This is a genomic window from Nostoc sp. UHCC 0870 (assembly GCF_022063185.1).
Lineage (GTDB): Bacteria > Cyanobacteriota > Cyanobacteriia > Cyanobacteriales > Nostocaceae > Trichormus.
In genome coordinates this window covers 4,435,685-4,459,557 of the sequence record NZ_CP091913.1, presented here as the reverse complement: position 1 = coordinate 4,459,557, position 23,873 = coordinate 4,435,685, and the positions used below count along the sequence as shown (strand labels likewise).

Here is a 23,873-nt window from a genome sequence, read left to right as displayed (position 1 = left end):
CAAGATTATTGGGAGAAAATCTGACATGAAAACCCCTTTGACCGAAGCAGTAGCAGCTGCTGATTCCCAAGGACGCTTCCTTAGCTCCACCGAAATTCAAACCGCATTTGGTCGTTTCCGCCAAGCTAAAGCAAGCTTAGAAGCTGCAAAAGGATTGAGCGAAAAAGCTTCCAGTCTAGCTTCTGGTGCTGCTAATGCTGTATACAGCAAATATCCTTACACCACCAGCACCTCTGGCCCTAACTTTGCTTCTACCCAAACAGGCAAAGACAAGTGCGTGCGTGACATCGGCTACTACCTCCGCATGGTTACTTACTGCCTAGTTGTTGGTGGTACAGGCCCAATGGATGACTACCTGATCGGTGGTATTGCTGAAATCAACCGTACTTTTGATCTATCTCCTAGCTGGTATATTGAAGCTCTGAAATATATCAAAGCTAATCACGGTTTGAGTGGTGATCCTGCTGTTGAAGCAAACTCCTACATCGACTACGCTATCAACGCATTAAGCTAGTCAGATGGTTCGACCCGGAGAGGTATGCAATGACTGACAGAAGTTAGTGATTGTTTACTTCTCCGGGTATTGTTTTTTATATTCTTAATTTTAAATTGTTGTCTCCCTCCCCTCATTTCCCTATGGACAACGAATCTAGTATCCGGGATGATAACCAATTAACTGTAGAGCAGGCGATCGCAAATCTCCAGGGTGAAGATTTGGGATTACGAGTATATGCTGCTTGGTGGTTAGGACGTTTTCGGGTGGATGCCCCAGAAGCCATTGATGTATTGATTGCAGCCCTAGAAGACGACGACGATCGCACTAATGCCGGTGGCTATCCCCTGCGACGGAATGCGGCGAGAGCATTAGGCAAATTGGGGGGGAAACAAGCAGTTCCAGCATTAATTAAGTCACTGGAATGCTCTGATTTCTATGTTCGGGAAGCCGCAGCCCAATCTCTGGAGATGTTAGGAGACTTATCCTGTATTCCTAGGCTGATCGAGTTACTCAATAATCAAGTTCCGGGAACACTACCAGCACCAGAACCACCCCAACTTACCCAGCCCTTTGATGCCATTCTAGAGGCATTGGGAACATTGGGGGCAATCGATGCCATTCCCTTGATTGAAACATTTTTAGATCACTTCATTCCCCGGATTCAGTATGCCGCAGCGCGAGCAATGTACCAGCTAACCTCTCAAGCAACTGAAATATCTAATCAGTATGGCGATCGCCTCGTACAAGCACTAGCTCACCCTGATTTGCAGCTACGGCGAGCCGTGTTGGCAGATTTGGGGGCAATTGGGTACTTGCCAGCAGCCGAAGCAATTTCTGAAACTCTGGCAGAAAACAGCCTCAAGCTAATTTCCCTCAAGGGTTTACTAGAAAAGCAATTGCTACAGACTACACCACCCGATTTATCGCCAGGGGCAATAAAAGTAATGAAATTAATGGATGCGCTATTGTAGCAGAAAGAGCGAAAATATAAAAGGTATAACTTATCGCTTCCCTTCTCCCTCATGGCTGATTACCTTGACACTCTAATTCGTGCAGTAGAAGACGCAGATTCTTCTCTCCTTTTGCAAGAAGCTGTAAAAAACCTGGCAGAAGCTCGTTTAGAAGGAGCAATTCCCACCTTGATTGCCTCTTTGAGCTATAACAATCCAGGTGCAGCAGTGGCGGCTGTGGATGGGTTAATTCAACTTGGAGAACCCGCAGTACCGTTTCTTTTGCAGCTACTGGATAACCATAACTACACCGCCAGAGCTTGGACAATTCGCGCCTTGGCAGGAATTGGCGACCCCAGAGGGTTATTAACCTTATTGGGAGCAGCCACGGCTGACTTTGCCCTCAGCGTCCGGCGGGCGGCTGCTAGGGGTTTAGGAATGATGAAGTGGCACTGGTTTCCTGATGAACTCCTAGAAATTGCCCAAGCAGAAGCAATGGATGCCCTGCTATTTGTGGCTCAGGAAGATGATGAATGGGTAGTACGCTATTCAGCCGTAGTCGGTTTACAGTTCCTGGCTGATGCAGTTGCCGTGACTTACCCAGAGTGGCGATCGCAAATCCAGTCACAATTTGAAAAAATGGCTGTCAAGGATGAAAGTTGGGCAGTGCGTGGGCGTGTCTGGATGGCACAGCAGCACCTACAAGCAGCAACTCAGCCCCAAACAATAGATAATCAACCCTCACCATTGTCCTCTATGGACTGGCAAAGAATTATGGAAGGTTTGTATGGGCGTAAGGGGCAGGAAAGAGAAGTGTTAGCAGAAGGAGATCCACGCCGATATCGAGAACTAGTAGTGGCGATCGATCCAAAGACTGGTGATGCTTAATTTCCCAAAAATTAGAGACGTAGCAATGCTCCGTCTCATGACAATATTTATTTTTAAATTTTTACCCTTCACTTCGTTCGAGGGTAATATTTTGAATTTTGGTAACTGAATCTGAGAAAATCGAACAAGAACATTTAAAAACTACTTTTAGGAAACACAACCAATATGGCTGATAGTACAGAAATTACCTCAATTGATGAAGCCAACCCGGAAGAACTGACCGAAGCGATCGCCGAATTGGAACAATATCGCGATCGCCTGGTTAATGACACCTTATCAATGGCACAACGCGCTAAAATCATGAAGGCACAAGCACTTGCTAGTCTGCAACCTCAGCTAGCCCAAATTGATGCAACTCTGGAGTCACTCCGCCAGCAGCAGTCAGTCTAATTTGACCGATGGTAACTAGATAATTTAACAATCAAGGTGATAGGGAATTTGTGATGAGTCACTCGCTCAACTCCAAAACTCCAGCAGTGGATGATCCAATCCTGCGAGTTCAAGCTGAAAATGATGATCTGGTTCAGAGGGTGAATGAGCAGATTACACTAGAAACCTTCGACTCTACAGATCAAAAAGTTCTTAAACAACTGGTGGAGGGGTTGGGAGATCCGCGTGGATTGGTGCGACTGCGCTTTGCTGAAACCTTGGGTGAAATTGGTGAACCGGCAACGCCTTTTTTAGTTGAGGCTCTGGCTAATCATGCTAATGTGGTTGTGCGGCGGGCTGCGGCTAAAACACTCACAATCATCTCTGACTCAAGTGCTGTACCAAACTTGCTTCATGCCTTTCTGAATGATGAAGATACTGTAGTTAGAAGTTCCTCGGCTGGAGCGTTAGCCAGAACAGGAGAAGCGGCTGTACCAGCATTGCTAGAAATTCTGGCATCCAACGAGCATCCCGAAGATATTAAAGGTCACGCAGCATGGGCGTTGGCGTTTATTGGCTCGGAAGCAGCAGATTACCTTTACCAAGCATTGAACGCGGCTTCTTTGGATGTGCGATGTGCTGTAATTGGGGCCCTTGGTCATGTGGCGCAAGAGCAGTCAGACGAAAAATCTTGCAACCTTCTGGTTTCTGCTTTAACTGACCCAGAATCGATCATCCGTACAGAAGCTGCATCAGCATTGGGACAAGTGAATTATCCCCCTTCTGTTCCCCATTTAATTCTGGCAATTCAAGATACCGATTTAGATGTGAGGAAAGCAGCTATTAATTCCCTGGGTAAAATTGGCGATCGCAGTGCTTTAGAACCATTACAGGCAATGCTTCAGGATCAGCAAGAAGTAGTGCGAATATTGGCTAAACTAGCGATCGCCCAAATTGAACGCCAATCAGAAGATGATTGGTAGCTACATCCGGGAAAGAGAGCCAATCTTAGCAATCTTCTCCTTATCTAGTCCCTTCAGTTCATCTAAATGTAACCATCCCTGTTTCACCAGAGTTGCAAACACAAATACGAGAACTGAATAGTTGTAATCGTACTTACCATCAATCTCGTGTCTTCTGGCACTGAGAAAGTTATGAAAACTCCAGATATCTTCTAATTCGTGAATCTTACTCGCGTTGTCGCGAACCTCCTGAATCAGGGCGTTGATTTCTCGCTCATATGCTGTTTGAAAGGCGGTGTGAGCAACTTCTTGTTCTAAATCAGACCAACTAACTTCGTTTACCTTCATGCGCTTATCTTAAGACACTCTTTTTAGCAAGAGTATCTTTACCTATATTAACTACAGATTTTATACAGACGTTACAGGACAAAGCAAAGCTATGCCCTGATTGTAGATAGTGTACCTCTTGCATACATCCTTAAGCTGTCATGTTGAGCGAAGCGAAACATCTCAAAGATTCTACATTTCGTTCACAATGACACATCTCATTTTCGGACTTTTGCAACAGGTCTAGTCTACTGAATCAGATCACAGATTTAGGATGAGTGGGGAGATAGGCTTATTAAGCCTATCTCCCCATTTTCCAAGTGTATTTCTTTGTCAGTATGAAAGGAGAATTACTCCCGTACTAGCGAACCAAATTGAGCAACTCTTTTGGAGATGCCAATAAGTCGATCGCTACGAAAAAGATTTTATTATCAGGAGTGAGCAAAAATCTCCACGCCATGTTCATTCCCACGCCAGCACCAAACCAAGGAGTTTGTACTTTACCTGTAACTTTGATTTGAGTGTAACCATCCTCTGCGGGTTCAGAAACACCCCGCTCTGGTATCAACTTCAAGTTTTGACAATCTTCTCTCAAAAACCGATAGACTGCATCCTTACCTGCGATCGGTTTTTGAAAGGGAGGTTGCAATGCACCATCGGGGGTGAATAGCTCTATCAACGCATCAAAGTCATTGGCATTTAAGTTATCCATGTAACTTAGAATGGTTGGATTATCAACACCTTCAATAGCGACTGGAATCCTTTCCGCCATGTCTTTCGGCACAGCAACAGCTTCACTAACTTTGGTGTAGCTGCCCAACTTATTGGGGTCAAAACCCATATCTAGTACAGAATTACGCAGGACGGTAATTTGCTGTCCAGACTCTAGACCGCGAATAGCTTGCAGGACTGCTGCGGCATTTGCCGATAGGCGATACCCTTCTGGAATAGGAGCTATAATACCCTGCTCCATCCACTGTCCCAGTTGATACCAAAAACCAAGCTTGATGTTGGCAGACCAAATTCCGTAGGCACGACAAATAGGAGTATCAGCACGGTTTGCTAGATCGCACATCACCTGAGTTTGTTCCCGAAAAGACATTTGCTTCAGTTGATTTAGTGTTGCTTCTGCAAACACCATATTTGCCGCTCCTGGCGCAGCAATGGTAATTGTTTTACCCATTTCTAAGTAAGCAAACCAGATGAGAGCTAGCTGATCTTCAGCATTCAGTTGACCGAATCGGGCAATGGTAGCTGGGACTAAATCGGCAGCAAGCGTTTCGGGAAAAATACCACGAGCTGAATCAATGGTAAAAGGCATAGGTGTACCTTGACTATGGGTTTAAGGAGTATCAAGCTCAACGCTTAACTAGCGTTTACAGCTTTATTTTTCTGTATATGAGTAGTATTATTAACTATTTGTAACAAAAAGTAAACATATTTAATATGATTTTGTAGCTGTTCTGACAGCAATAGTAGGAAAAATCTTACAAGTTAGGGAATTGCCAATAAATTTACAAATTTTCTGCACCGATTTACCGCCCCTTGCAACTCTCCTGACAACCATCTATCAAACTGGGAATACACAGGTAAACGCGGCACTAATTCCCACCCCGCAGGCTGTAAAATTTCTCTTAATTCTTTTTGTTGAAGGTGAGGATAATCGGGATTTACTTCATCTTTTGGACTGATTCCCCCTAAATCTCTTGCACCAGCTTCTATACAAGCTAGTAACCATTGCTCATCTTTCACTAAATTTGGCGGAATTTGAATTGTAATATCCGACGGTAAAATCTGGCGTGCTTTGGTAATGACGGCTGGTAATTGATGGGGGTCAAAAGATGGAGCGTCAAAGGTTTGCTGATTCCCTGGACTGTGGGGTTGTAAGATGACTTCTTGAATGTGGCGATAACGTTGATGAATTTGGGTTATGGCTGCTAAGGTTTCCCACCAATCATCAGAGGTTTCGCCAATTCCCAACAATAACCCAGTTGTAAAGGGAATCTGCAATTCTCCCGCCCATTCTAATTGTTGCAGTCTGAGTTCTGGTAACTTACTCGGTGCGTGGCGATGCACTGTCTTTAATAAAGCTGGGGTTAACTGTTCTAGCATTAAACCCATTGATACATTGACATTCTTTAGCTGTTGCATTTCTGCAAAACTCAGAAGGCCAGCATTGGTATGCGGTAAAAAACCCATTCCTAATGCTAATTCACACAAATCATAAATCCTCTGAAACCATGCTGCACGCTTGGGTGAGCGAGGACTCACTTCACCACTGAGGATGAGAATTTCACAGACTTGCTCATTTTGCAATCTTTTATAGATATCTTCTGCTGCTGCTAACGTCAGCCAGGGACTTTGACCGGGGTCAGTGCGAAAGTTGCAGTAGGTACAGCGATTAAAGCACTCGTAAGTCGGAACGATTGTGTAAGCAGGGCTGTAGGTAACTATAGATGAATCTATAACTAGCATATATATAGAAAGCTTTGAATAATTTTGACATACTCCCCCGAATAAATATTATGTCGTTTATAAGGACTTTAGTGCTTAGAAAAATTAGGACTAAAGTCCTGATTAGGAACTTTTTTCCGTACCAACAGCAATACAGTAAAGTGCTGCATGACGCTGACCGTCAATACCTAAAATATGATTGATGCTTGTATCGTTGAATCCTCCTAGACAAAGACTGCCAAGCCCTAACTCTACAGCCATGAGGCAGATGTTTTGAGCTTGATGACCAGCTTCAAATAGGATAAAGCGGTAGCCCCGTGTACTATATTTATGGAGCGATCGCATAAAAACCCCAGTCATGATAAATAAAGCATTGGCATTCGCAACATAATCCTGATGCAGTAGAGGTTCTACAAAATCACTGGGTACTGACTCATTCACCCAATGCAATCCATGACCACGGGGTTCATAGTGATATAATCCCGCAGATAATCCTGTTACTCCCTGTATAGATACAAACATTTCAATTGGATAGAGTCCACCAGCAGATGGAGAGTTACGCCCTTCAAAGATGTGACCTTCTACATCATGTAACCCATTGATACCACAAGCCGCATCAAGTAACTGCCCTAGTGAAATCAAGGGCATCTCGGTATCTTGAAAAGCCCGCACAGAATGGCGTTGTCTCAATAAATTGGTGAGGTAGTTATCCTGTGGTACTGCTGGTAGTTCAATCACCGCAGCCTCTGACATATACCGCATTTCAGTAGCCGGAACTTGCTTGACATAACCTGTTGGCGGCGGAGAGTTCCAGTGATAAAGAAGAGTTAATTCCAGAGGTTCATTAGCTTTGTACATTGCTGCAACTCCGGTTTAATTCGTAATACTCGCAAAGCGAGAAGCAAGCTACGTAATTCGTAATTAGGGCTTGGGGTAACAATATCCCAGTCCCCAGTCCCCAGTCCCCAATCCCCAATCCCCAATCCCCAATTAAGCAATCGGATGAGGGCAAGGATTCAAGTCAGCTTCAGTCCGGCGACCGTAACCCAAGCGTTCTGGAACTTCAAATAAACGCTTACTACCTAATGGTTCTTGTCCAATCCCAAAATAGATAGGTACTAATTCAGTAGCTAAAGTTCGTACTACGCGAAAACCTACCGATGCAATGTCAGGGGTGGTAATATCGACTAAATACGCTTCAATACCTACTGAATTTAATCTGTTGACAACTGTTTGTAATTTCTCTACTTCTGATTCAGATGTGTAGGTGGGTAAATCTTCAACTTTAAGTGATTGGTCATTTTGAAGTAAAAAGTCCCATTCACCTAACCGTGCTGAGGAGTAGAAAAAAGCACTGTGATCATCCATATTCTGGATATCTTCATATTTATGGAGATTAGCACCAGCCCCATTAGCCATGCGTTCGAGATCACCAGGGCGGGCTTGAGAAATTTCAAAAATCGCTTTGCGAAGGGCTGTTTGACCATCTAGATGGCATCCCAGACCAGTGACAACGGCAGGCCCTTGACCGGAATGGTCAATAGCGATCGCTACAACTACAGGTACTTTAATATCAGTGGTAAAATCAAAGGCGATTAACTCAATATCAAATCTGGCGTAATTACGGGCAATTTCCCTTAATATTCCTGGCTGGTGTTGAAAATGTATGCGCGGTGCAGGTAAGCGATTTAACCAAGTAATGATTAAAGCATCCCGCTCAATCAACTCGCACAAACCACCGTAAGCGGCAAACTCTACAGAAGAGCCGCTAGCCATACCATTAGAAGTTGCTGGGACAATATCATCCCCTGGTTGTTCCCCGCACCAATCGAGATAAGTTAACGACATAGGAACAAAAACTTCCTGGTTGCTACCAAGTACCTGAGCAGCAATCCAAGAAGTCTGCATTGTGGGATCAAATGCCGGAAAAGGAAAATTGGGGTCAGAGTATTGTTGTTCAGAAAAAGAGTAAAATGTGGGAGGAGGTAGAGCGCGATGGCATTCTGCCCACCGTAGGCGATCGCATTCTGCAAAGCTACTCACTACTATTCGCCGGCGGTCAACAATTCCTCCACAGTAACGTTCCAAGGCTTCACCGACAGCACCTAAAATAGCCTGCTCATCAGTCATACCCTTGCCGATACCGAAGTGTAAATTTTCTATCTGTTTGCGAATTTGGTAATACCCTAATTCCGCCTGCCAAATAACTGGCAGTTCACACTCTGTATATGGCTTGCTGATTCTCTCCATTGCTCGGATAATGCCAGTATGGGGGCTGACCAAATCCCGCCACCGAGAACTACTAACTACTGCATTCATCGCGTTCTCTCCTGATGTGATGAACAATGGGGACAACCGGGTTTTTTCAGTACAACATGATGAGTCAACTGTGTACTAATCAAATCCAGATGCAGTAATTTCCCATCAGTAGCTATTGGTAAACCTAGCAACATCTTTAATGCGTCCAGGGCTAGATAACTACCAACTAAGGTATAACCCATAGGTAAATTTTCTCGTAGACGGGGTTGAGAACGCCGTTCTCGGTTGAGAAACTGCTCAAGAGCCAATTTTGCCTCTGGCAGCTTGGCGCAAGCCATAGAGCGCATCCGATAGCAAAGGTAACAAGGGCCATCCTCAGAAAAGACTAACGGCCCTATAGTTCCCTCTACTCCCGCTACTCCACCTGGGAGCAATGGGCGTTTCATCTGCAAGCATAATCTATTCAGGCGATAGGCTAAATTAACTGATACTGCATCGGTAGCAACAATAACCAAGTCAACATCTTGCAGTGATGTACCTACTGTTTCATCATCATTTAAAGGATCTGTCACCGTCTGCGTTTGGGTAATTCCTCTCATCGCCTCAATTCTTTGAGCCGCTTCCACTGCTCGCCCAGCACCAACTTGACTGAGTTCCCAACCCGACATCATCATTGCATCAGCAGGAACTGTGCAAGCATCATCACACAGACGCAGAAAACCGATACCAGCAGCAGCCAATGACATTGCAGCTATTAAGCCTGAGCCTCCTAGGCCAAATATAGCAATCCGAGCATTAGCTAATTGCTTTTGAACATCCTTAGCTTGAAAGCCTAACTCGTGGTAAAAACTCAGTTGAGGAAGTAATTGAGTGCGGGTATCTAAATCAATTGCATCTTCCTCGAAATCTTCTACTAAACGATTGTCAATCAAAAATTCTAAACATTGGTCTAGGGAAACATTAGTCAACTTTTTTTGGACAGCATGGCGTATTTCTCCTATAGTTCGGCTACCATCGAGTAAAGGAAAAACAACTCTGTCCACATCTTGCAAGGATTGACCTTTAACTTCTAATGTCCGCCGTGTTGTGTTAAATATCATCCTTTCCCCATCATTACCATCTGAAGGTATAACGCTAATAACGAGGTGTTCTAACAATCGCAACCGCTTACTATCATTTAATTGCATAGATTTGATTTTATTGTCTCAATCTCTATATAAAAATCTGAGAGATTAGTTTTATTTTGAATCAGGTTTGTAGTAAGGACTTCAGTCCTGGGAATATTAAGGACTAAAGTCCTTACTACAAACAATATTAATTACCAAATTCGAGTTCTAAACCGTCTTCCATCACATCTGATACTGAGCCGAAACTACCGAAACCACATTTACCACCACACCGATAACATCTAGGCCAACAACGACGACATCTACCCCCGCAGCGATGGCGACAGTGTCCACCGCAGTATCCGCCGCAATATCCACCACATCGACTAACCCATCTTTGGCTAGTTTCAGTGTCTAATGTTCCTGGTAGAACTAATCTTTCTAAAGCTGCTATTTCTTCTTTAGAAAGCAGACTTTGTTCTAATTTATCTTCGCTATCTACCAAATACATTTCTAATGTTTGTGTGGTCAATGTTTCTTGAGTAAGCATTGTTATTTACTCCTTTTACAGTCAAATCACTACTTGGATTTCAATCTGAATGAGAGTTGTCAAACAGTTATTTTTATGGTGTTTTCGCGTCAAATTTTTCTAACAACTAATTAGTATTTAAAGCGATTTTGTAACGCCTACACTATATACTTTATCGTCTTGTCTTTGTTTTTATTCCTGCTTAAGTAAGATAGTTTTTTATTTTGAAAGTAATCTTATTCTATCCTAAGTAGTATAGTTTTTATTTTCAATAGTATTAAAGTGTCAGATAGCATAATTAGACAATGATGTGCCTGGAAACCAAAATTTTATTATGCAAAAATCATGGCTGTTAATACGAAATCATGAATGAGCTTGGTATGAGATAAATATTTAACCATAAATAAAATCTAAAAAATTAGGCTTATATCAATGAGCGATTTAAGAGTTTGGTTTGAGGTATATACTAAAGCCTTATTTCGTTCTCTACCCTTAGTATGGACAGCAGCACCCAAGGAAATTTTTGTATTAATTGTCCTGACTTTATTGCAAGGATTTCTGCCTGCTGTCAGTATATGGATTACTAAGTTAGTAGTAGATACAGTAGCAACAGAGTTGTCTGCTGGTAGAGTATTGGGCTGGACAATTTTGCTACCTTTAGTTGGGGGATGGGTGGGTGCTTTATTGTTAGAAACACTACTCGACCCTTGGCGAACAGCACTTCAGGGTAATCTCAATGATAAATTAATGGCTCATATGAGTTTGAAGTTAATGCGTAAAGCTGATACTTTACCAGACTTGAGCCGTTTTGAAGATGCTGAATTTTATGATGAATTACAGCTTTTACAAGAACAGATTAACTATCAACCGTTGAATTTACTAGAGAATTTGGTGGAATTAGGCCGTTCTTTGGTCACTTTAGTGGTGATGGTGGCGTTATTAATTCCCCTAACTTTTTGGATTCCCTTAGTAATTGCGATCGCTACTATACCCCAGGTAGTCGTTTCTGCTCAATATGGTAAAGCTATTTGGCTGACTCTGTTTGAAAACAGTCCCCAAGCGCGCAGAATGAAGTATTACACTTCAGTCATGTTAAGCGATACCTACGCCAAAGAAACTAGATTATTTCAGCTAGGTTCATTCTTTATTGACCGATATCTGCAAGCATTCCAGTCTTTACATAACTCCATGCGCCATTTGCGGGGTAAACAAGCTTTTTGGTCATCTAGTTTAGCTATTTTAAGTACCCTAGGCAATGGTTTTGCTTTCTATTGGGTAGTACAGAAAGCATTTCAAGGAGAATTAAGTGCAGGTAGCGTACTGTTATTTGTCCAGTCTTTAACTTACTTTCAGCAGAATTTAGGCGAATTTGTCGGCAATGGGCTAGAACTATTTGAAAATGTGCTTTACATGGAGCAGTTTTTTGCTTTTCTCGATAGTACCAGTCCCATGCTCTTAAGTGTACCTGGGGAGAAAATTCCAAATCCCATTCGTAAAGGTATCACTTTTGAAAAAGTGTACTTTCGCTACCCTGATGCTAAGGGATGGGCGGTCAAAAATATTTCTTTTACCCTGCATCCTGGGGAAACTGTCGCCATTGTCGGGGAAAATGGCGCGGGTAAAACTACTCTCGTCAAGTTACTGACTAGGTTATACGACCCCAACAAAGGCAGAATTTTAGTTGATGGCGTAGACCTGAAGAATTTAAATTTAGAACAGTGGCGACAACAAATAGCAGGAGTATTTCAAGATTTTGGTCGTTACTCCCTCACCCTAGGAGAAAATATTGCTTTAGGCAACCTCAAAGCTTTAGAAAATCGTGATTTGCTCAGATATGCCGTAGAAAAAGCCGATATAGTCAAACTAGTAGAACAGTTTCCCACAGGGGAAGACACACCCCTAGGTAAACAGTTTAGCGGTACAGAACTCTCTGGTGGTCAGTGGCAAAAATTAGCCCTAGCTCGTGCTTTTGTCCGTAAGCAAGCTCAAATACTGCTTCTCGATGAACCGACAGCCGCACTTGACCCCCGCAGCGAGTATGAGTTATATCTGCGCTTTGTGGAACTAGCGGAGGGTAAAACTACTATTTTGATTACCCATAGACTTGCTTCTGTGCGAATGGCTCACCGAATATTAGTCCTCAAAGATGGGCGTTTAATTGAGGATGGCACACATCAGGAACTTTTGCAGCATGGGGGAGAGTATACCGCACTTTGGAATATGCAGGTTCAACAGTATGGAATAACTGAGTAATGCCGAAAGTAAGGAATACCCAACTACGTTGCTGTTCCTCAAGGGTTTTCGGCATATTTTTTATAATTAAGCAGATTTCACAGAGATCTAGATAGCAAGGTGTTGCTCTACTTGTGTTACTAATTCATCTGTCCAGTAGTTAGCTAGTTCCGTGGTAGCCGCTTCTACCATGACTCTAATCACTGGTTCTGTACCCGAAGCCCGGACTAAGATTCTGCCAGAATTGCCCATTGCGACTTCCGCAGAGGCGATCGCTTTCTGCACAGGTTCGCAATCTTGCCAACTCAACCGGCGATCGCGATCTGTCACGCGCACATTCCGCAACAATTGGGGATAGGTATCAAAACTTTGGTCTACCAATTCCGCGAGAGGAACACCAGCCTGTTTCACTAAACTAGCTATGTGTAAGGCTGTTAGCAAACCATCCCCAGTCAAACCATAGTGTCGGCAAAGGATATGACCAGATTGTTCACCACCTAACATCCCTCCCGTCTTCAGCATTTCGGCTTGGACGTATTGATCACCTACAGCCGTGCGAATCAATTCACCACCCTGTTGTTGCCAAGCCCTCTCAAAGCCCAAGTTAGCCATGACTGTAGATACAATCAAGTTATCTGGGAGTTGTTGCTGTTGCTTGAGATTTTGTCCCCAGAGATAGAGAATGTAATCACCATTGACTGATCTGCCAGTATCATCTACAGCCAAGACGCGATCGGCATCACCATCAAAGGCGAACCCTAAGTCAGCGTTATGTTCTTGAACGGTGGCTTGGAGAATGTCTAGATGGGTAGAACCGCAGTTAACATTAATGCGATCGCCATCTGCTTCATTATGCAAGCAAATGACCTCTGCCCCCATTTTTTGAAACACAGCAGGTGCTAACCCCACAGCCGCACCCCACGCTAAATCTAAAACAATCTTCATTCCCTGAAGATTGCCAGTATTTTCCAAGGGTTTTTGTAAAGCTTCGCCGTAATTTTTAATTAATTCCAGACGTGAGTAATGCCGTCCGCAATGATTTCCCCCGCCTGTAACTGAGGTATTACCACGTAATCCTTCTTCAATTTTTTTCTGTAATGCTGGTGATAACTTAGTACCTTCTGCGCCAAAAATCTTAATCCCATTATCTTCTGGTGGATTATGGCTAGCAGAAATCATCACTCCACCGATGGCTGCACTGATGCTAGTCAGATAAGCAACGCAAGGAGTAGGACATAATCCTAAATACCAAACTTCTATCCCTGCGGCTGTTAACCCCGCACTCAATGCCATCGCCAACATATCACTAGAGTTGCGGGAATCCTGTCCCAAAATGATCGGACCATCCCGATCAACATGGTCACGTAGAACTACACCAGTCCAGAAACCAACTTGCAATGCCAACGGCGCACTTAGCAATTCTCCGACTTTGCCACGAATCCCATCTGTACCAAACAGGGGATTTGCAGGCAAAGATAGTAAATTCAGTGCATTATTCTGCTCAAATCCCTTACCTAACTTCTCAACTTCAGAAGCAGAAATCACTCGAATGTTGCTTTGAGTTCGAGTTATTGATGAAACCATATGCTTAAACACCCCACACACTCACACAGGAGATTATCACTTTAAAGGTTATTTAACAATTTATAATCAACTTCCTTTGCTTTGCTTTTATGATAATTATTTTTCTTTTAATTCAGAAATTGATAATTTCATTTTTTAAGCAATTTTACTGATTAAATAGCGAATTTTTGGGAATTTTTTACATCTAAAGATACTTGCCTAACTAAGATGCTCCCAAGTTTAACTCCTGATTGCGGTATTTACCAGGGCAAATTTGATAACTTCATAAAATTTCTTTAAAGAAGGCAATTAATAGTTCTCCCTCTACACCCCTACCCGCTCACAGGAGAGTGCAAGGATTAAACAATGCCTTTTGCAGCAAAATTTGATAGTCTTCATCATTGATGCGATAAGCACCAAACCTTTCTAAATGGGGATTCATCATTTGAGCATCAAACAGAACGAATTGCCTTTGGCGTAATCTTTCGACCAACTTGACCATCGCTACTTTAGAACCTTCAGGAATTAGGTAAAACATCGATTCGCCAATGAAAGCACCACCAATGACAATACCTAAAATACCTCCAGCGAGTTTGTCATCTTGCCAAGTTTCAAAACTATAAGCAAAGCCAGCTTCGTGTAGTAATAAGTAAATTTCTGCTAATTCTGTAGAAATCCAGGTGGTTTCTCTGTTAGCACAACCTGCGACTACAGAGTGAAAATCACGGTTAATTGCCACAGTAAACCGTTCTTGATTCAAGACACGCTGCAAAGACTTAGGGTAGCGGAATTTATCATCTAAAGGAATCAAAGTGCGATCGCGACTTTTGTACCATCCCAGTCCAGCATCGTCATCAGCCATGAGAAAATAGCCTTGAGCATAGCCTTGTATAATAGCCGCAAGATCATATTGCATAGATAAAACTAAAAATAAACATAAAAACAAAAGGCAGCAGGCAAGGTACACAGGGGAAAAATTTTACCCCAATACCCAATGCCCAATGCCCCATACCCAATGTCCCATAATGTGCGTTTAATAATGATGACCCAACCAATACCACCTATCACCCTACCACCCTCAGACAATCCCCACCTCGAAGGCGAATGGTTACAAGAACGTTTGCTGCGATGGCTGGATACAGAATTTATTCCAGAAGCCGTTAATCAAACGATTGCTCAACGAGCTGCACAGATTTTTTTGCGTCAAAGAATGGAAGGGGAAAATGACCTTGGTTCTCTAGTGATTGCTATTGTCACAGAGATGCAGGCGTTTGATTTTTCCAAAAGCTTTTATGGAGAGTTTGCGATCGCTAACGCCGTCAGCGATCTACTCTTAGAAAGTCTGGGTATCGACCGTTGTTGCGGACAATAAAAGAAAGTCTACAGTCAAAAGTCCACAGTCAAAAGCTCATGTCTGGACTATTGACTAATGACTAATGACTATTGACTACCAACTAGATTTAACTACTCCAGGTAACAGACCTTCGTGCGCCCATTCCCGTAGCACGTTCCGAGACAGCCCAAAATCACGGTAAACGCCTCTAGGACGACCAGTTAACCAGCAACGGTTACGGTGACGAGTAGGCGCACTGTTGCGGGGTAGCTGTTGGATTTTGCGGTGGATTGCTAGCTTATCTAAGGGAGACTCTGTTGTTCTGAACTCTTCTAACAGAGCTTCCCGCTTGACAGCATACTTTTCTATCAACTTAGCGCGCTTTTTTTCGCGCTCAATCATACTCTTCTTTGCCATAAATTATCTTACCAACGTAAAGACAGCATTTTCCATTCTACATTTAGTACAGGCTGATCGTCTCTCTTTCTAATTATTTATCTAGAGAGTGCTGAGTGCTGAGTCTTGAGTCCTGAGTCCTGAGTCCTGAGTCCTGAGTCCTGAGTCCTGAGTCCTGAGTCCTGAGTCCTGAGTCCTGAGTCCTGAGTCCTGAGTCCTGAGTCCTGAGTCCTGAGGAGAAATTCTACCTTGCTCCCTGCCCCCTGCTCCCTGCCCCTACTCCCCTACTCCCTTACCTCCTACCATCACCGCAGGGCATAAATCAGCCAATTCGCAAGCCAAACAAACGGGAGAACGAGCTTTACACACAGCCCGACCATGATAAATCAGGCGAATTGACCAATTTTCCCAATCTGGCTGCGGTAATAACTTCATCAAATCTTTTTCAATGTGGATGGGGTCTGGATACTTCGTTAAACCCAAGCGTTGGCTGAGACGTTTAACGTGAGTATCTACTGTCACCCCCGCATTAATCCCATAGGCATGAGCTAACACCACATTGGCAGTCTTGCGTGCTACCCCAGGCAACTTTAACAGATGTTCCATTTGATCGGGAACTACAGAGTCAAACTCGTTCACAATCATCCGACAAGCCCCTTGGATATTTTTCGCCTTATTGCGATAAAACCCAGTAGAACGTACTAAGTTTTCTAATTCCGCTAAGTCAGCGTTTGCTAAACTCGCGGCATCAGGAAACCGACTAAATAAAACTGGTGTGACTTGATTGACTCGCTCATCTGTACACTGAGCCGAAAGAATCGTAGCCACCAGCAGCTGCACAGGGGTTGCATAAGTCAAAGAGCAAGTAGCATCTGGATACAACCGCTTCAAACGAGTCAGAATTTCTAGAGCTTTTTGCTTTTTGGATAGGGATTTACGGTTTGTACTCACTGGAACAATTTTTGTACCCACTCCAACTGGGTAGTTTCTTTGACAATCAGAAAAATTCCCAGACCCAAGAGTAGCACTAAACCAGTTTGCATCACACCATCTTGAATTCGATTAGGTAAGGGTTTACCGCGCAAACCTTCAATCAGCAAAAATGCTAGTTGTCCGCCGTCTAAAGCCGGGAGAGGCAAAATATTAATGACTGCCAAGTTGATGCTAATTAAAGCCCCAAAGAAGAACAAACTACCTGTATCGTTTTGGGCAATGTTAGCTCCAATTTCGACAATTTTAATGGGGCCAGAGACTTGACTGGCTGTTTCACCAAAGTTAGTAATTAGCTGCCCAAAGCCTTTAAAAGTCATAGTGACGATGCGCTGAAATTCAGTAGCACCGATACTTAAAGCCTTCATCGGATTAGTGATTGCACGGCGTTCAACTTTTCCATTAGGTGCAAGTCCAACGCCAATACTGCCACCATTAGGCTTGGCTTCAGGGATGATATTCACAGACAGCTTTTTGTCACCACGGGCAATTTCTAGTTGAATCGACTGATTGGGACTACTTTTAATGATGTCTCTTAAACTATCGATTCCTTGCAGGGAAGTGCCAAATTGTTGTTGATTAGCTCCAAGAATTACATCTCCTGCTTGTAGTCCAGCTTTGGTGGCTACATCACTGACTTCTGGTGCTAGCTGTTGAATTAATACCCCTGGTTGACTAGCTTGGCCGATACCAATGAAGCTAACTTGGCCTACCAGTAACATATAGGCAAAAATTAAATTGGCGATTACCCCTGCACTAATGACGATCGCTCGATCTAAAATTGGCCGGTTACGCAGCAAATTCGGGTCATTGGGCGGAATATCGCTATCGGGGTCATCATCAGGAAACCCGACAAAGCCACCCAAAGGAAAAGCGCGGATAGCATATTCGGTTTCTGGGCCTTGATACTTCCAAAGAACTGGGCCAAACCCCAAAGAAAAGCGGTTGACATGGATACCTTGAGAACGGGCTGCAATAAAATGTCCCAACTCATGTACCAAAATTAATACAGCCAAGACTGCGATCGCTGCTAAAACTGACATAGAGCAAATTAGTCAAAATATTTGGATATATATTTTTATTGTAGTAGTTAGGGAACGGACACACAGACTCAAACCATCCGACAGAATTAGGTGATACCTGGGTTGAGCATAGCGATGCCTATAATGATGTTCCGCCTACGCACTAACGCACTACTCGAATTTCAATTCCAATATTAAGGTTACTCCACAAACGATCAGTGGTGATCACAGGCTGGTTGAGAATAACACCTAAAGCCAGACAAGCACGATCTCCAAATGAAAGTCCGATAGATTTAGTAGCTGGACGCATCATACCAGCCCTCAGAGCTTGTTCTTCATTAAAAGGAATCACCTCAAGATTTAGATGCAATAGAATTTGCCTAATCTCTTCTTCAGGGATTCCTGCTTCTGCTAGCTTTGCTATAACTTCCGATAAGTTGACGCTACTAATTGCTGCATTGTCAATCAACTGCAAAATTTCTTCGCTACCAGTTTCTTGATTAAGCAACGCTAAAACAGCAGAAGCATCTACAACAACTTCACTCACTCAAGCTCTCCAATCTTCGCTCCTCAATCAACTCTTGAGAAAGCCTTCTACTAGCAGGAATATATTTTCTCAAAAGAGCCTGAGCTTCTTGGACAGAAGTTTGAATCCTACTACCGATTGGTTGCTCTTCTAGTACAAGGACGGCATTATATTCACCCACAGGTAGGTCTATAGGAGAATTAACTAGCAACTTCCCATCCTGGGTAATTGTGACGATTATTTCTAATGCTCTCATAATTGGACTAAACAATATCCCCCAATGTTTTACCTTTGCCAGCAATAGATGCCGGGGGAGTGCGTCGTTTTTTCGATGGTAAGGTTTCTTCTATGAAGGTAACAATGACATGAGCGGTATTAACTTGGGGTTATTCCGATATCCATGTTACTTGACCATTTTCATAAATCGCTTCGTAACTTTTTAACATGGCAATCAGGGTTTTATTAACCTTTGTGCTTTCTTAAATTATAGTTTGGGCGATCGCTTAATAGCTTATTATAATTTGGGCGTAGGCATAACCCATCGTAGACATCGCTACACCCAATTCCAACATCCTATTTCCCTGCTTGTTTGGTGTAACCTAAATCCCAATTTACCACTCAAACTCTCCAATCTTCGCTCCTCATATTTTCTGGTCAAAAGTGATCTAATCTTCCCAAAAGGTATAAGTTTCTTCAAAAACTTCATTCCAACTTAAAGCAATAATTTCTAATTTTTTGCCCATTTCATCCCTAGCATCCTGTTTCGCAGAGTCAAAACACTTATCCCAAATTGACTCTAAAAACTCTCGATTGAGACTGGGAATTTCCTCTTGGCTATCTGCAATTTCTCGCTTTGCGGATCTAATAGAAATAGCCCAACTAGCACTACGTTTTTCAGGTTGACATTTCCATTTAATTATATGTAGCATCAGTCGAGTTAATTGACTAATCACTGCCCTTTTTTCTGATCGCCCCATTGACTCTGCCAAACTCTCCAGAATATGAGCAACTTCTGTCATTTTTCCCTCATGTAGCAATTTTCTTGCTTTTACCACAGCTAAGTATGGCGATTGAAATACCAGTTCATCCGATGCTACTGTCATAATTTATAACCTCTCCTAAATTTTCAAGTTGTTGATTTATCAAATCTGTAACTAGGTTTTTCTACCCCAACATTAAGCTTATTAAATTCTTATTTATTATCCCCTACTAAGATCATTTTTCCAAAATCATACAACAATGTAGAGACGCTACCTAAAACGCCTCTACTGGTTTCCCTTTTGACTTAATTACAACACTTCTCTTCCCAAGAAAGGTTGCAACACTTCCGGTATCAAAACAGTCCCATCTGGTTGTTGATAATTTTCCAAAATAGCCGCCATTGTCCGCCCCACAGCCAAACCTGAACCGTTGAGGGTATGGATAAACTGAGTCCCCTTCTTCCCAGCTTCCTTAAACCGAATATCCGCCCGTCGCGCCTGGAAGTCTACAAAATTGGAACAACTAGAAATCTCCCGATACTTCCCAGAAGAAGGTAGCCAAACCTCTAAATCATAGGTTTTAGTGGAAGAAAAGCCCACATCTCCACTACATAAATTGATCACGCGGTAAGGTAACTTTAAAGCCTGTAAAATCGCTTCAGCATTGCCTACCAATTTTTCTAATTCATCAAAAGAGGTGCTGGGATGGACAAATTTCACCAACTCTACTTTATTGAACTGATGCAGCCGGATTAACCCCCGCATATCACGCCCATAACTACCAGCCTCCCGACGAAAGCAAGGAGTGTAAGCACAATGGTAGATAGGTAAACTTTCCGCCGCGAGAATTTCTCCCCGGTAAAGGTTAGTAACTGGTACTTCTGCTGTCGGAATTAGCCATAAATCATCATCAGCACATTTAAAGCTTTCTTCTGCAAACTTGGGTAACTGGCCTGTCGCCGTCAAAGACTCGCTATTTACCAAAAGCGGCGGACTGACTTCTACATAACCTGCTTGGGTTTGCATCGCCAGCATGAAGTTAATTAATGCTCTTTCTAAAGCTGCACCAGCACCAATTAAGTTGACAAAGCGACTTTGGGCAACCTTCACCGCTCGCTCAACATTGAGAATACCCAGCTTTTCACCAATTTCCCAATGCGGTAGAATATTTGCATTCTGGGGTAGGTACTCATCACCCCAACGGCGAACTTCTACGTTATCTTCCTCATTTCTACCCAGAGGTGTAGAATCACTGGGAACATTGGGAATTGCGAGAATAAGTTGCTCAATTTCAGCTTTGAGTTCTTTTTCTTTGGGTTCTAGTTCGCTCAGTTGAGCTTTGACACTATTACCCTCATCCCGCAAGGCTTGAATTTCTGGGTCTTGAGGGCTGACACCAGATTTTATCTTCTGCCCAACGAGTTTACCAATTTCATTACTCCGAGCTTGTAGTTGGCTACGAGTAATTTCTATGTCTCGTTGCTGCCGATCTAACTGTAATATCGGTTCTATGTCGTATTTACCACTACGACTATTCAACCGTTCCTTAATTAGTTGGGGATTTTCCCGTAGTTGCTTAATATCCAGCACAGATTTTTCTCAGTCTTTTTGCCTACTTCTTGCCAACACATCAGCATATACTGATTTTGACTTGCTATGACCGGAAAAGCAAATACAAAAATTATATTAAAAGAGGGTATGGAGAGTGGAGAGCAGGGAATGGGGCATTGAATGGATTAAGAACGGTTGATGCGATTGAGTAGCCATAGTGAACTTACTAAACCAGCAAAATGAGCTGACACGGTATTGATGTTTGCCTGTACCACCAACATATCTAAACCACTAATGATTCTAGTGGGGTCAAAAAATTGCGTTGTGATGGCTTGGGGAGATATTGACCTAGCTACCAATGTACCAACGATCGCCTGCGCTCCCAATAGTGTAACTAGTGTCCCCGCTAAATTTACCCATAGTCCTAAGCGTAAAACCTGCACTGTCTCAACTTTTCGAGGACGATTGCTAGGGTTAGATGAGAGCAATTGATTGCCAATTCTGGTATAACGATAAGCCAAATATAGCCCGCCACCTAAGATTAATATTCCACAAACTGCTAAAAAGACACCGAAACTAGTCCCAGGATTATTACTGGGACTACCTGACCTTTGACTGAAAACAGCAAATAACAGGACAATAATCCCAGAAACTACACCTAGCACTAATTGAATCCAAAAGCTAATCCAACCCGTGAGGCGAAATGTCTGGGCAATTGTTCGGAGATTAGAGGAAGACGAGGGAGCATCGGAGTTTTGTGACATACGGAATCATCTACCTGCTAGGCACTTACTGATTTTATTGATGGCTTACACACAGGTAACGGTAGCTGAAAGCCTAGGCTCAAGAATGTTAGTGAGCAAACCTTTCACACTCACACCCTCATACCCCTACCATTTTGGTGTCAGCCCTGCTCATATCACACTTACCAGATGAGATACGAGGATTTCAAGGTTAGACATCTCAGTGTTGCATATTTTTAGCCTGTCTACAGGTTTCAGACTTGTCACCATATCATCATTAGTTGCCTAACTTTTTGATGATTTGCAATAGGATGTTGATTTTTTCAACAATTATTGGTTAACTTTTACAGATTTACAGACAAAACGACATTTTCCCTGTAAAATTCTTTCGATAGCATCTTACGTTTAAGCAGTTCTAATCAGCTCCGCATTACTTAAAACCAAGGTAGTGGCAAAACCTGCTGTCTTGATTGCTCCTCACAACACTAATTAAAGCTAGGCTGGGAGCGTTTTATTTTGACTCTCCTAAAACTTTTGTTATTTCCCTTGATTTCCAATCGTGGGTTCTCATTTTGATGTTTACACTTAGGAAATTCTGCCTAGGTAGCACTATATACCTACTCAGATTAGAGTAGCAGCATATACTGGCTACAAAGATGTAGATTCCACCCTAAGGCATACTTTTAGCCATTTACTAAATTATGAAAATTGAGGATATATATCAATTCTTTGAGAATCCTCCGCCAACTTATCTTTGCCAAGAACTAGCAATTTGTTACATTCTGGATGTATTGCTACAAGGGGAATCATACGGTACTGAGTTGATTCAACAATTAGAAACTGAATACCCCACCTATCGGCTTTCTGACACTGTACTTTACAGTGCCATTAAATTTCTCGAAGACCATAATGCTATTAATGGGTATTGGAAAAAGTTGGAAGGTCGAGGTCGGCCTAGGCGGATGTACCAAATTTCTCCAGAATGGGAAGGGCAATCACTAGATTTGGCTCGGCTTTGGCGAGATTACATAACACAGAGGGTGAAGTAAATGTATAGGGGTGTAAGTGTAAAAAGCTCTTATACCCCTAAATTGTTTATTGACTGACGTTGATAATTGATAATGAATAAATCTCCTCTCAGTTAAACAGTAACAACCAATGATGGATACTCCTATTTTGTCATCCACGTTACTGCTAACCTTGTTATTATCGGTTGGGCTGCTTTTCTTTATTCGTGCTGCGACTAAAGACAGGACACAAACAGCACAGCTGATATCTGAACAAGATGAAGCAGTGTTCATGCCTCAATTACAAGATTATTTTCGCTCCCGGTCTTACCGAGTAGTAGAGATAGAGAAATCACAAAACCAAGTAGCTTTTGAAGGGTTTGTCAAGCCCAGCATTTTTTTAGCTGTCTTTTTAACTCTCTTAGCTGCTGTTGGTCTTGTGTGTCTATCATTGGTTCTATCTTTCCTTTTTCCCCAATACAGCCTTCTTTTTTTAGGACTGTTACTATTTTCACCTTTGAGTGGTTTTTTCTATTGGCAAAAGGCGGGAAGACTGGAAAAAGTGTTTCTCAAACTTGAACCAAACTTAAAAGAGCAAAAATCTTTTAGCAAAATTACTGTGACAGCTCATCGTGATGAAATAGCTGAGTTACAGAAAAATTTGCAGCTAAAGCCTAGCAATGCCTAGTACCGCAAGGCAAAATTCAAAAAGCTTATAGAACAGGCTTTTGCCGCCGTGCCGTGCTGTACTAGTAATTGATTTTCGATGCTTCTGATGACCTGAATGAAAGCGATATGCTAATTTTGGGCTAAATTTTGATTGGTTGACAACTCTCCTGTTGCCGTTGGTGCTAAATCTCGGATTTAAAAATACGGAATTTTGCACCTGTCGCGCAACTGGATAAACAACAGGGAACTAGATAGTATGACTAACAGGATACCGATTTTCCCTACGACACAATGCCGCATGGAAAATCAGTATATGTTGGCAGAGCTTTGAGGGCAATCCAGAAAATTTGGATACTTTTGGCTCTATCTTTACTCCCTTGTGTATACTGCGACCAAATAGGAATCAATAAAAACCAAAAAGTTTGGTTTCTTGTTGATTGTGCATTTATTTGGTCTAAATTTACTGGCAAATCAGTTACAAACTTAAAAAAAATGGAAACTTTGCATAAAATGACCATCTT

General features: G+C 42.6%; 26 protein-coding genes. 9 read left to right on the top strand and 17 right to left on the bottom strand.

Going from position 1 to position 23,873, the window contains the following annotated elements:
* Positions 1 to 25: 25 nt before the first annotated feature.
* The 5 genes from cpcA to L6494_RS18750 all read left to right on the top strand — a co-directional run bounded on the left by cpcA (position 26) and on the right by L6494_RS18750 (position 3,686).
* Positions 26 to 514: a phycocyanin subunit alpha gene (gene cpcA / locus L6494_RS18770; protein WP_237989209.1), complete on the top strand. Its 489-nt coding sequence runs from the start codon at positions 26 to 28 to the stop codon at positions 512 to 514.
* Between the two features lie 122 nt (positions 515 to 636).
* Positions 637 to 1,467, top strand: a complete 831-nt coding sequence (locus L6494_RS18765; RefSeq protein WP_237989208.1) for a HEAT repeat domain-containing protein — start codon at positions 637 to 639, stop codon at positions 1,465 to 1,467.
* A gap of 51 nt (positions 1,468 to 1,518) precedes the next feature.
* Positions 1,519 to 2,334, top strand: coding sequence for a HEAT repeat domain-containing protein (locus tag L6494_RS18760; protein WP_237989207.1), 816 nt, complete (start codon positions 1,519 to 1,521; stop codon positions 2,332 to 2,334).
* Between the two features lie 165 nt (positions 2,335 to 2,499).
* Positions 2,500 to 2,724: a hypothetical protein gene (locus L6494_RS18755; protein WP_237989206.1), complete on the top strand. Its 225-nt coding sequence runs from the start codon at positions 2,500 to 2,502 to the stop codon at positions 2,722 to 2,724.
* 53 nt (positions 2,725 to 2,777) lie between these two features.
* On the top strand, positions 2,778 to 3,686 hold the full coding sequence (locus tag L6494_RS18750; RefSeq protein ID WP_237989205.1) for a HEAT repeat domain-containing protein: 909 nt from the start codon (positions 2,778 to 2,780) through the stop codon (positions 3,684 to 3,686).
* Here L6494_RS18750 and L6494_RS18745 read toward each other — a convergent pair whose 3' ends face one another.
* The 7 genes from L6494_RS18745 to L6494_RS18715 form a co-directional block, all read right to left on the bottom strand.
* Entirely contained in the window at positions 3,687 to 4,013 is a 327-nt protein-coding gene (locus tag L6494_RS18745) for a hypothetical protein (RefSeq protein WP_237989204.1), read from the bottom strand.
* Positions 4,014 to 4,353: 340 nt separating this feature from the next.
* On the bottom strand, positions 4,354 to 5,313 hold the full coding sequence (locus L6494_RS18740) for an orange carotenoid-binding protein (RefSeq protein WP_237989197.1): 960 nt from the start codon (positions 5,311 to 5,313) through the stop codon (positions 4,354 to 4,356).
* A gap of 173 nt (positions 5,314 to 5,486) precedes the next feature.
* Complete coding sequence (gene cofG / locus L6494_RS18735) at positions 5,487 to 6,467, bottom strand: 7,8-didemethyl-8-hydroxy-5-deazariboflavin synthase subunit CofG (protein ID WP_237989196.1); 981 nt, start codon at positions 6,465 to 6,467, stop codon at positions 5,487 to 5,489.
* A 102-nt stretch (positions 6,468 to 6,569) separates the two neighbouring features.
* Positions 6,570 to 7,304, bottom strand: a complete 735-nt coding sequence (locus tag L6494_RS18730) for a SagB/ThcOx family dehydrogenase (protein WP_237989195.1) — start codon at positions 7,302 to 7,304, stop codon at positions 6,570 to 6,572.
* Between the two features lie 132 nt (positions 7,305 to 7,436).
* Positions 7,437 to 8,765 (bottom strand): YcaO-like family protein, encoded by a 1,329-nt coding sequence (locus L6494_RS18725; protein WP_237989193.1) that lies wholly within the window; start codon positions 8,763 to 8,765, stop codon positions 7,437 to 7,439.
* Positions 8,762 to 9,892 carry a TOMM precursor leader peptide-binding protein gene (locus tag L6494_RS18720; protein ID WP_237989192.1) on the bottom strand — a complete coding sequence of 377 codons (1,131 nt, stop codon included), beginning with the start codon at positions 9,890 to 9,892 and terminating at the stop codon, positions 8,762 to 8,764. The genes L6494_RS18725 and L6494_RS18720 overlap by 4 nt, the downstream gene beginning before the upstream one ends.
* A 127-nt stretch (positions 9,893 to 10,019) precedes the next feature.
* Complete coding sequence (locus L6494_RS18715) at positions 10,020 to 10,361, bottom strand: hypothetical protein (protein WP_237989188.1); 342 nt, start codon at positions 10,359 to 10,361, stop codon at positions 10,020 to 10,022.
* Positions 10,362 to 10,772: 411 nt separating this feature from the next.
* Between L6494_RS18715 and L6494_RS18710 the strand changes: the two genes are divergently transcribed.
* Positions 10,773 to 12,593, top strand: a complete 1,821-nt coding sequence (locus L6494_RS18710; RefSeq protein ID WP_237989185.1) for an ABC transporter ATP-binding protein — start codon at positions 10,773 to 10,775, stop codon at positions 12,591 to 12,593.
* Positions 12,594 to 12,680: 87 nt separating this feature from the next.
* On the opposite strand, the gene glmM is transcribed toward L6494_RS18710, so the two are convergent.
* Positions 12,681 to 14,156, bottom strand: coding sequence for a phosphoglucosamine mutase (gene glmM / locus L6494_RS18705; protein WP_237989182.1), 1,476 nt, complete (start codon positions 14,154 to 14,156; stop codon positions 12,681 to 12,683).
* 319 nt (positions 14,157 to 14,475) lie between these two features.
* Positions 14,476 to 15,051: a leucyl/phenylalanyl-tRNA--protein transferase gene (gene aat / locus L6494_RS18700; protein WP_237989181.1), complete on the bottom strand. Its 576-nt coding sequence runs from the start codon at positions 15,049 to 15,051 to the stop codon at positions 14,476 to 14,478.
* A 126-nt stretch (positions 15,052 to 15,177) separates the two neighbouring features.
* Between aat and L6494_RS18695 the strand changes: the two genes are divergently transcribed.
* Entirely contained in the window at positions 15,178 to 15,507 is a 330-nt protein-coding gene (locus L6494_RS18695; RefSeq protein ID WP_237996132.1) for a hypothetical protein, read from the top strand.
* Between the two features lie 75 nt (positions 15,508 to 15,582).
* Here the strand turns inward: L6494_RS18695 and rpsN are convergent, their stop codons facing one another.
* From rpsN to L6494_RS18655, 8 genes are all read right to left on the bottom strand, one after another.
* The gene (rpsN, locus tag L6494_RS18690) at positions 15,583 to 15,885 is read right to left on the bottom strand and encodes a 30S ribosomal protein S14 (RefSeq protein WP_237989180.1); all 303 of its coding nucleotides are present in this window, start codon (positions 15,883 to 15,885) and stop codon (positions 15,583 to 15,585) included.
* A 255-nt stretch (positions 15,886 to 16,140) separates the two neighbouring features.
* Positions 16,141 to 16,815, bottom strand: coding sequence for an endonuclease III (gene nth, locus L6494_RS18685; protein ID WP_237989179.1), 675 nt, complete (start codon positions 16,813 to 16,815; stop codon positions 16,141 to 16,143).
* Complete coding sequence (rseP, locus tag L6494_RS18680; protein ID WP_237989178.1) at positions 16,812 to 17,897, bottom strand: RIP metalloprotease RseP; 1,086 nt, start codon at positions 17,895 to 17,897, stop codon at positions 16,812 to 16,814. Before rseP ends, nth begins: the two co-directional genes overlap by 4 nt.
* Positions 17,898 to 18,039: 142 nt before the next feature.
* The gene (locus tag L6494_RS18675; protein WP_237989177.1) at positions 18,040 to 18,423 is read right to left on the bottom strand and encodes a PIN domain-containing protein; all 384 of its coding nucleotides are present in this window, start codon (positions 18,421 to 18,423) and stop codon (positions 18,040 to 18,042) included.
* Positions 18,416 to 18,658 (bottom strand): hypothetical protein, encoded by a 243-nt coding sequence (locus L6494_RS18670; RefSeq protein WP_237989176.1) that lies wholly within the window; start codon positions 18,656 to 18,658, stop codon positions 18,416 to 18,418. The genes L6494_RS18675 and L6494_RS18670 overlap by 8 nt, the downstream gene beginning before the upstream one ends.
* Positions 18,659 to 19,067: 409 nt before the next feature.
* Complete coding sequence (locus L6494_RS18665) at positions 19,068 to 19,505, bottom strand: DUF29 domain-containing protein (RefSeq protein WP_237989175.1); 438 nt, start codon at positions 19,503 to 19,505, stop codon at positions 19,068 to 19,070.
* Positions 19,506 to 19,691: 186 nt separating this feature from the next.
* Entirely contained in the window at positions 19,692 to 20,972 is a 1,281-nt protein-coding gene (gene serS, locus L6494_RS18660) for a serine--tRNA ligase (protein ID WP_237989174.1), read from the bottom strand.
* A gap of 146 nt (positions 20,973 to 21,118) precedes the next feature.
* Positions 21,119 to 21,697, bottom strand: coding sequence for a DUF3611 family protein (locus L6494_RS18655; protein WP_237989173.1), 579 nt, complete (start codon positions 21,695 to 21,697; stop codon positions 21,119 to 21,121).
* A 680-nt stretch (positions 21,698 to 22,377) separates the two neighbouring features.
* Between L6494_RS18655 and L6494_RS18650 the strand changes: the two genes are divergently transcribed.
* Positions 22,378 to 22,725 (top strand): PadR family transcriptional regulator, encoded by a 348-nt coding sequence (locus L6494_RS18650; protein ID WP_237989172.1) that lies wholly within the window; start codon positions 22,378 to 22,380, stop codon positions 22,723 to 22,725.
* Between the two features lie 112 nt (positions 22,726 to 22,837).
* Entirely contained in the window at positions 22,838 to 23,371 is a 534-nt protein-coding gene (locus tag L6494_RS18645; protein ID WP_237996129.1) for a cofactor assembly of complex C subunit B, read from the top strand.
* Positions 23,372 to 23,873 lie beyond the last annotated feature (502 nt).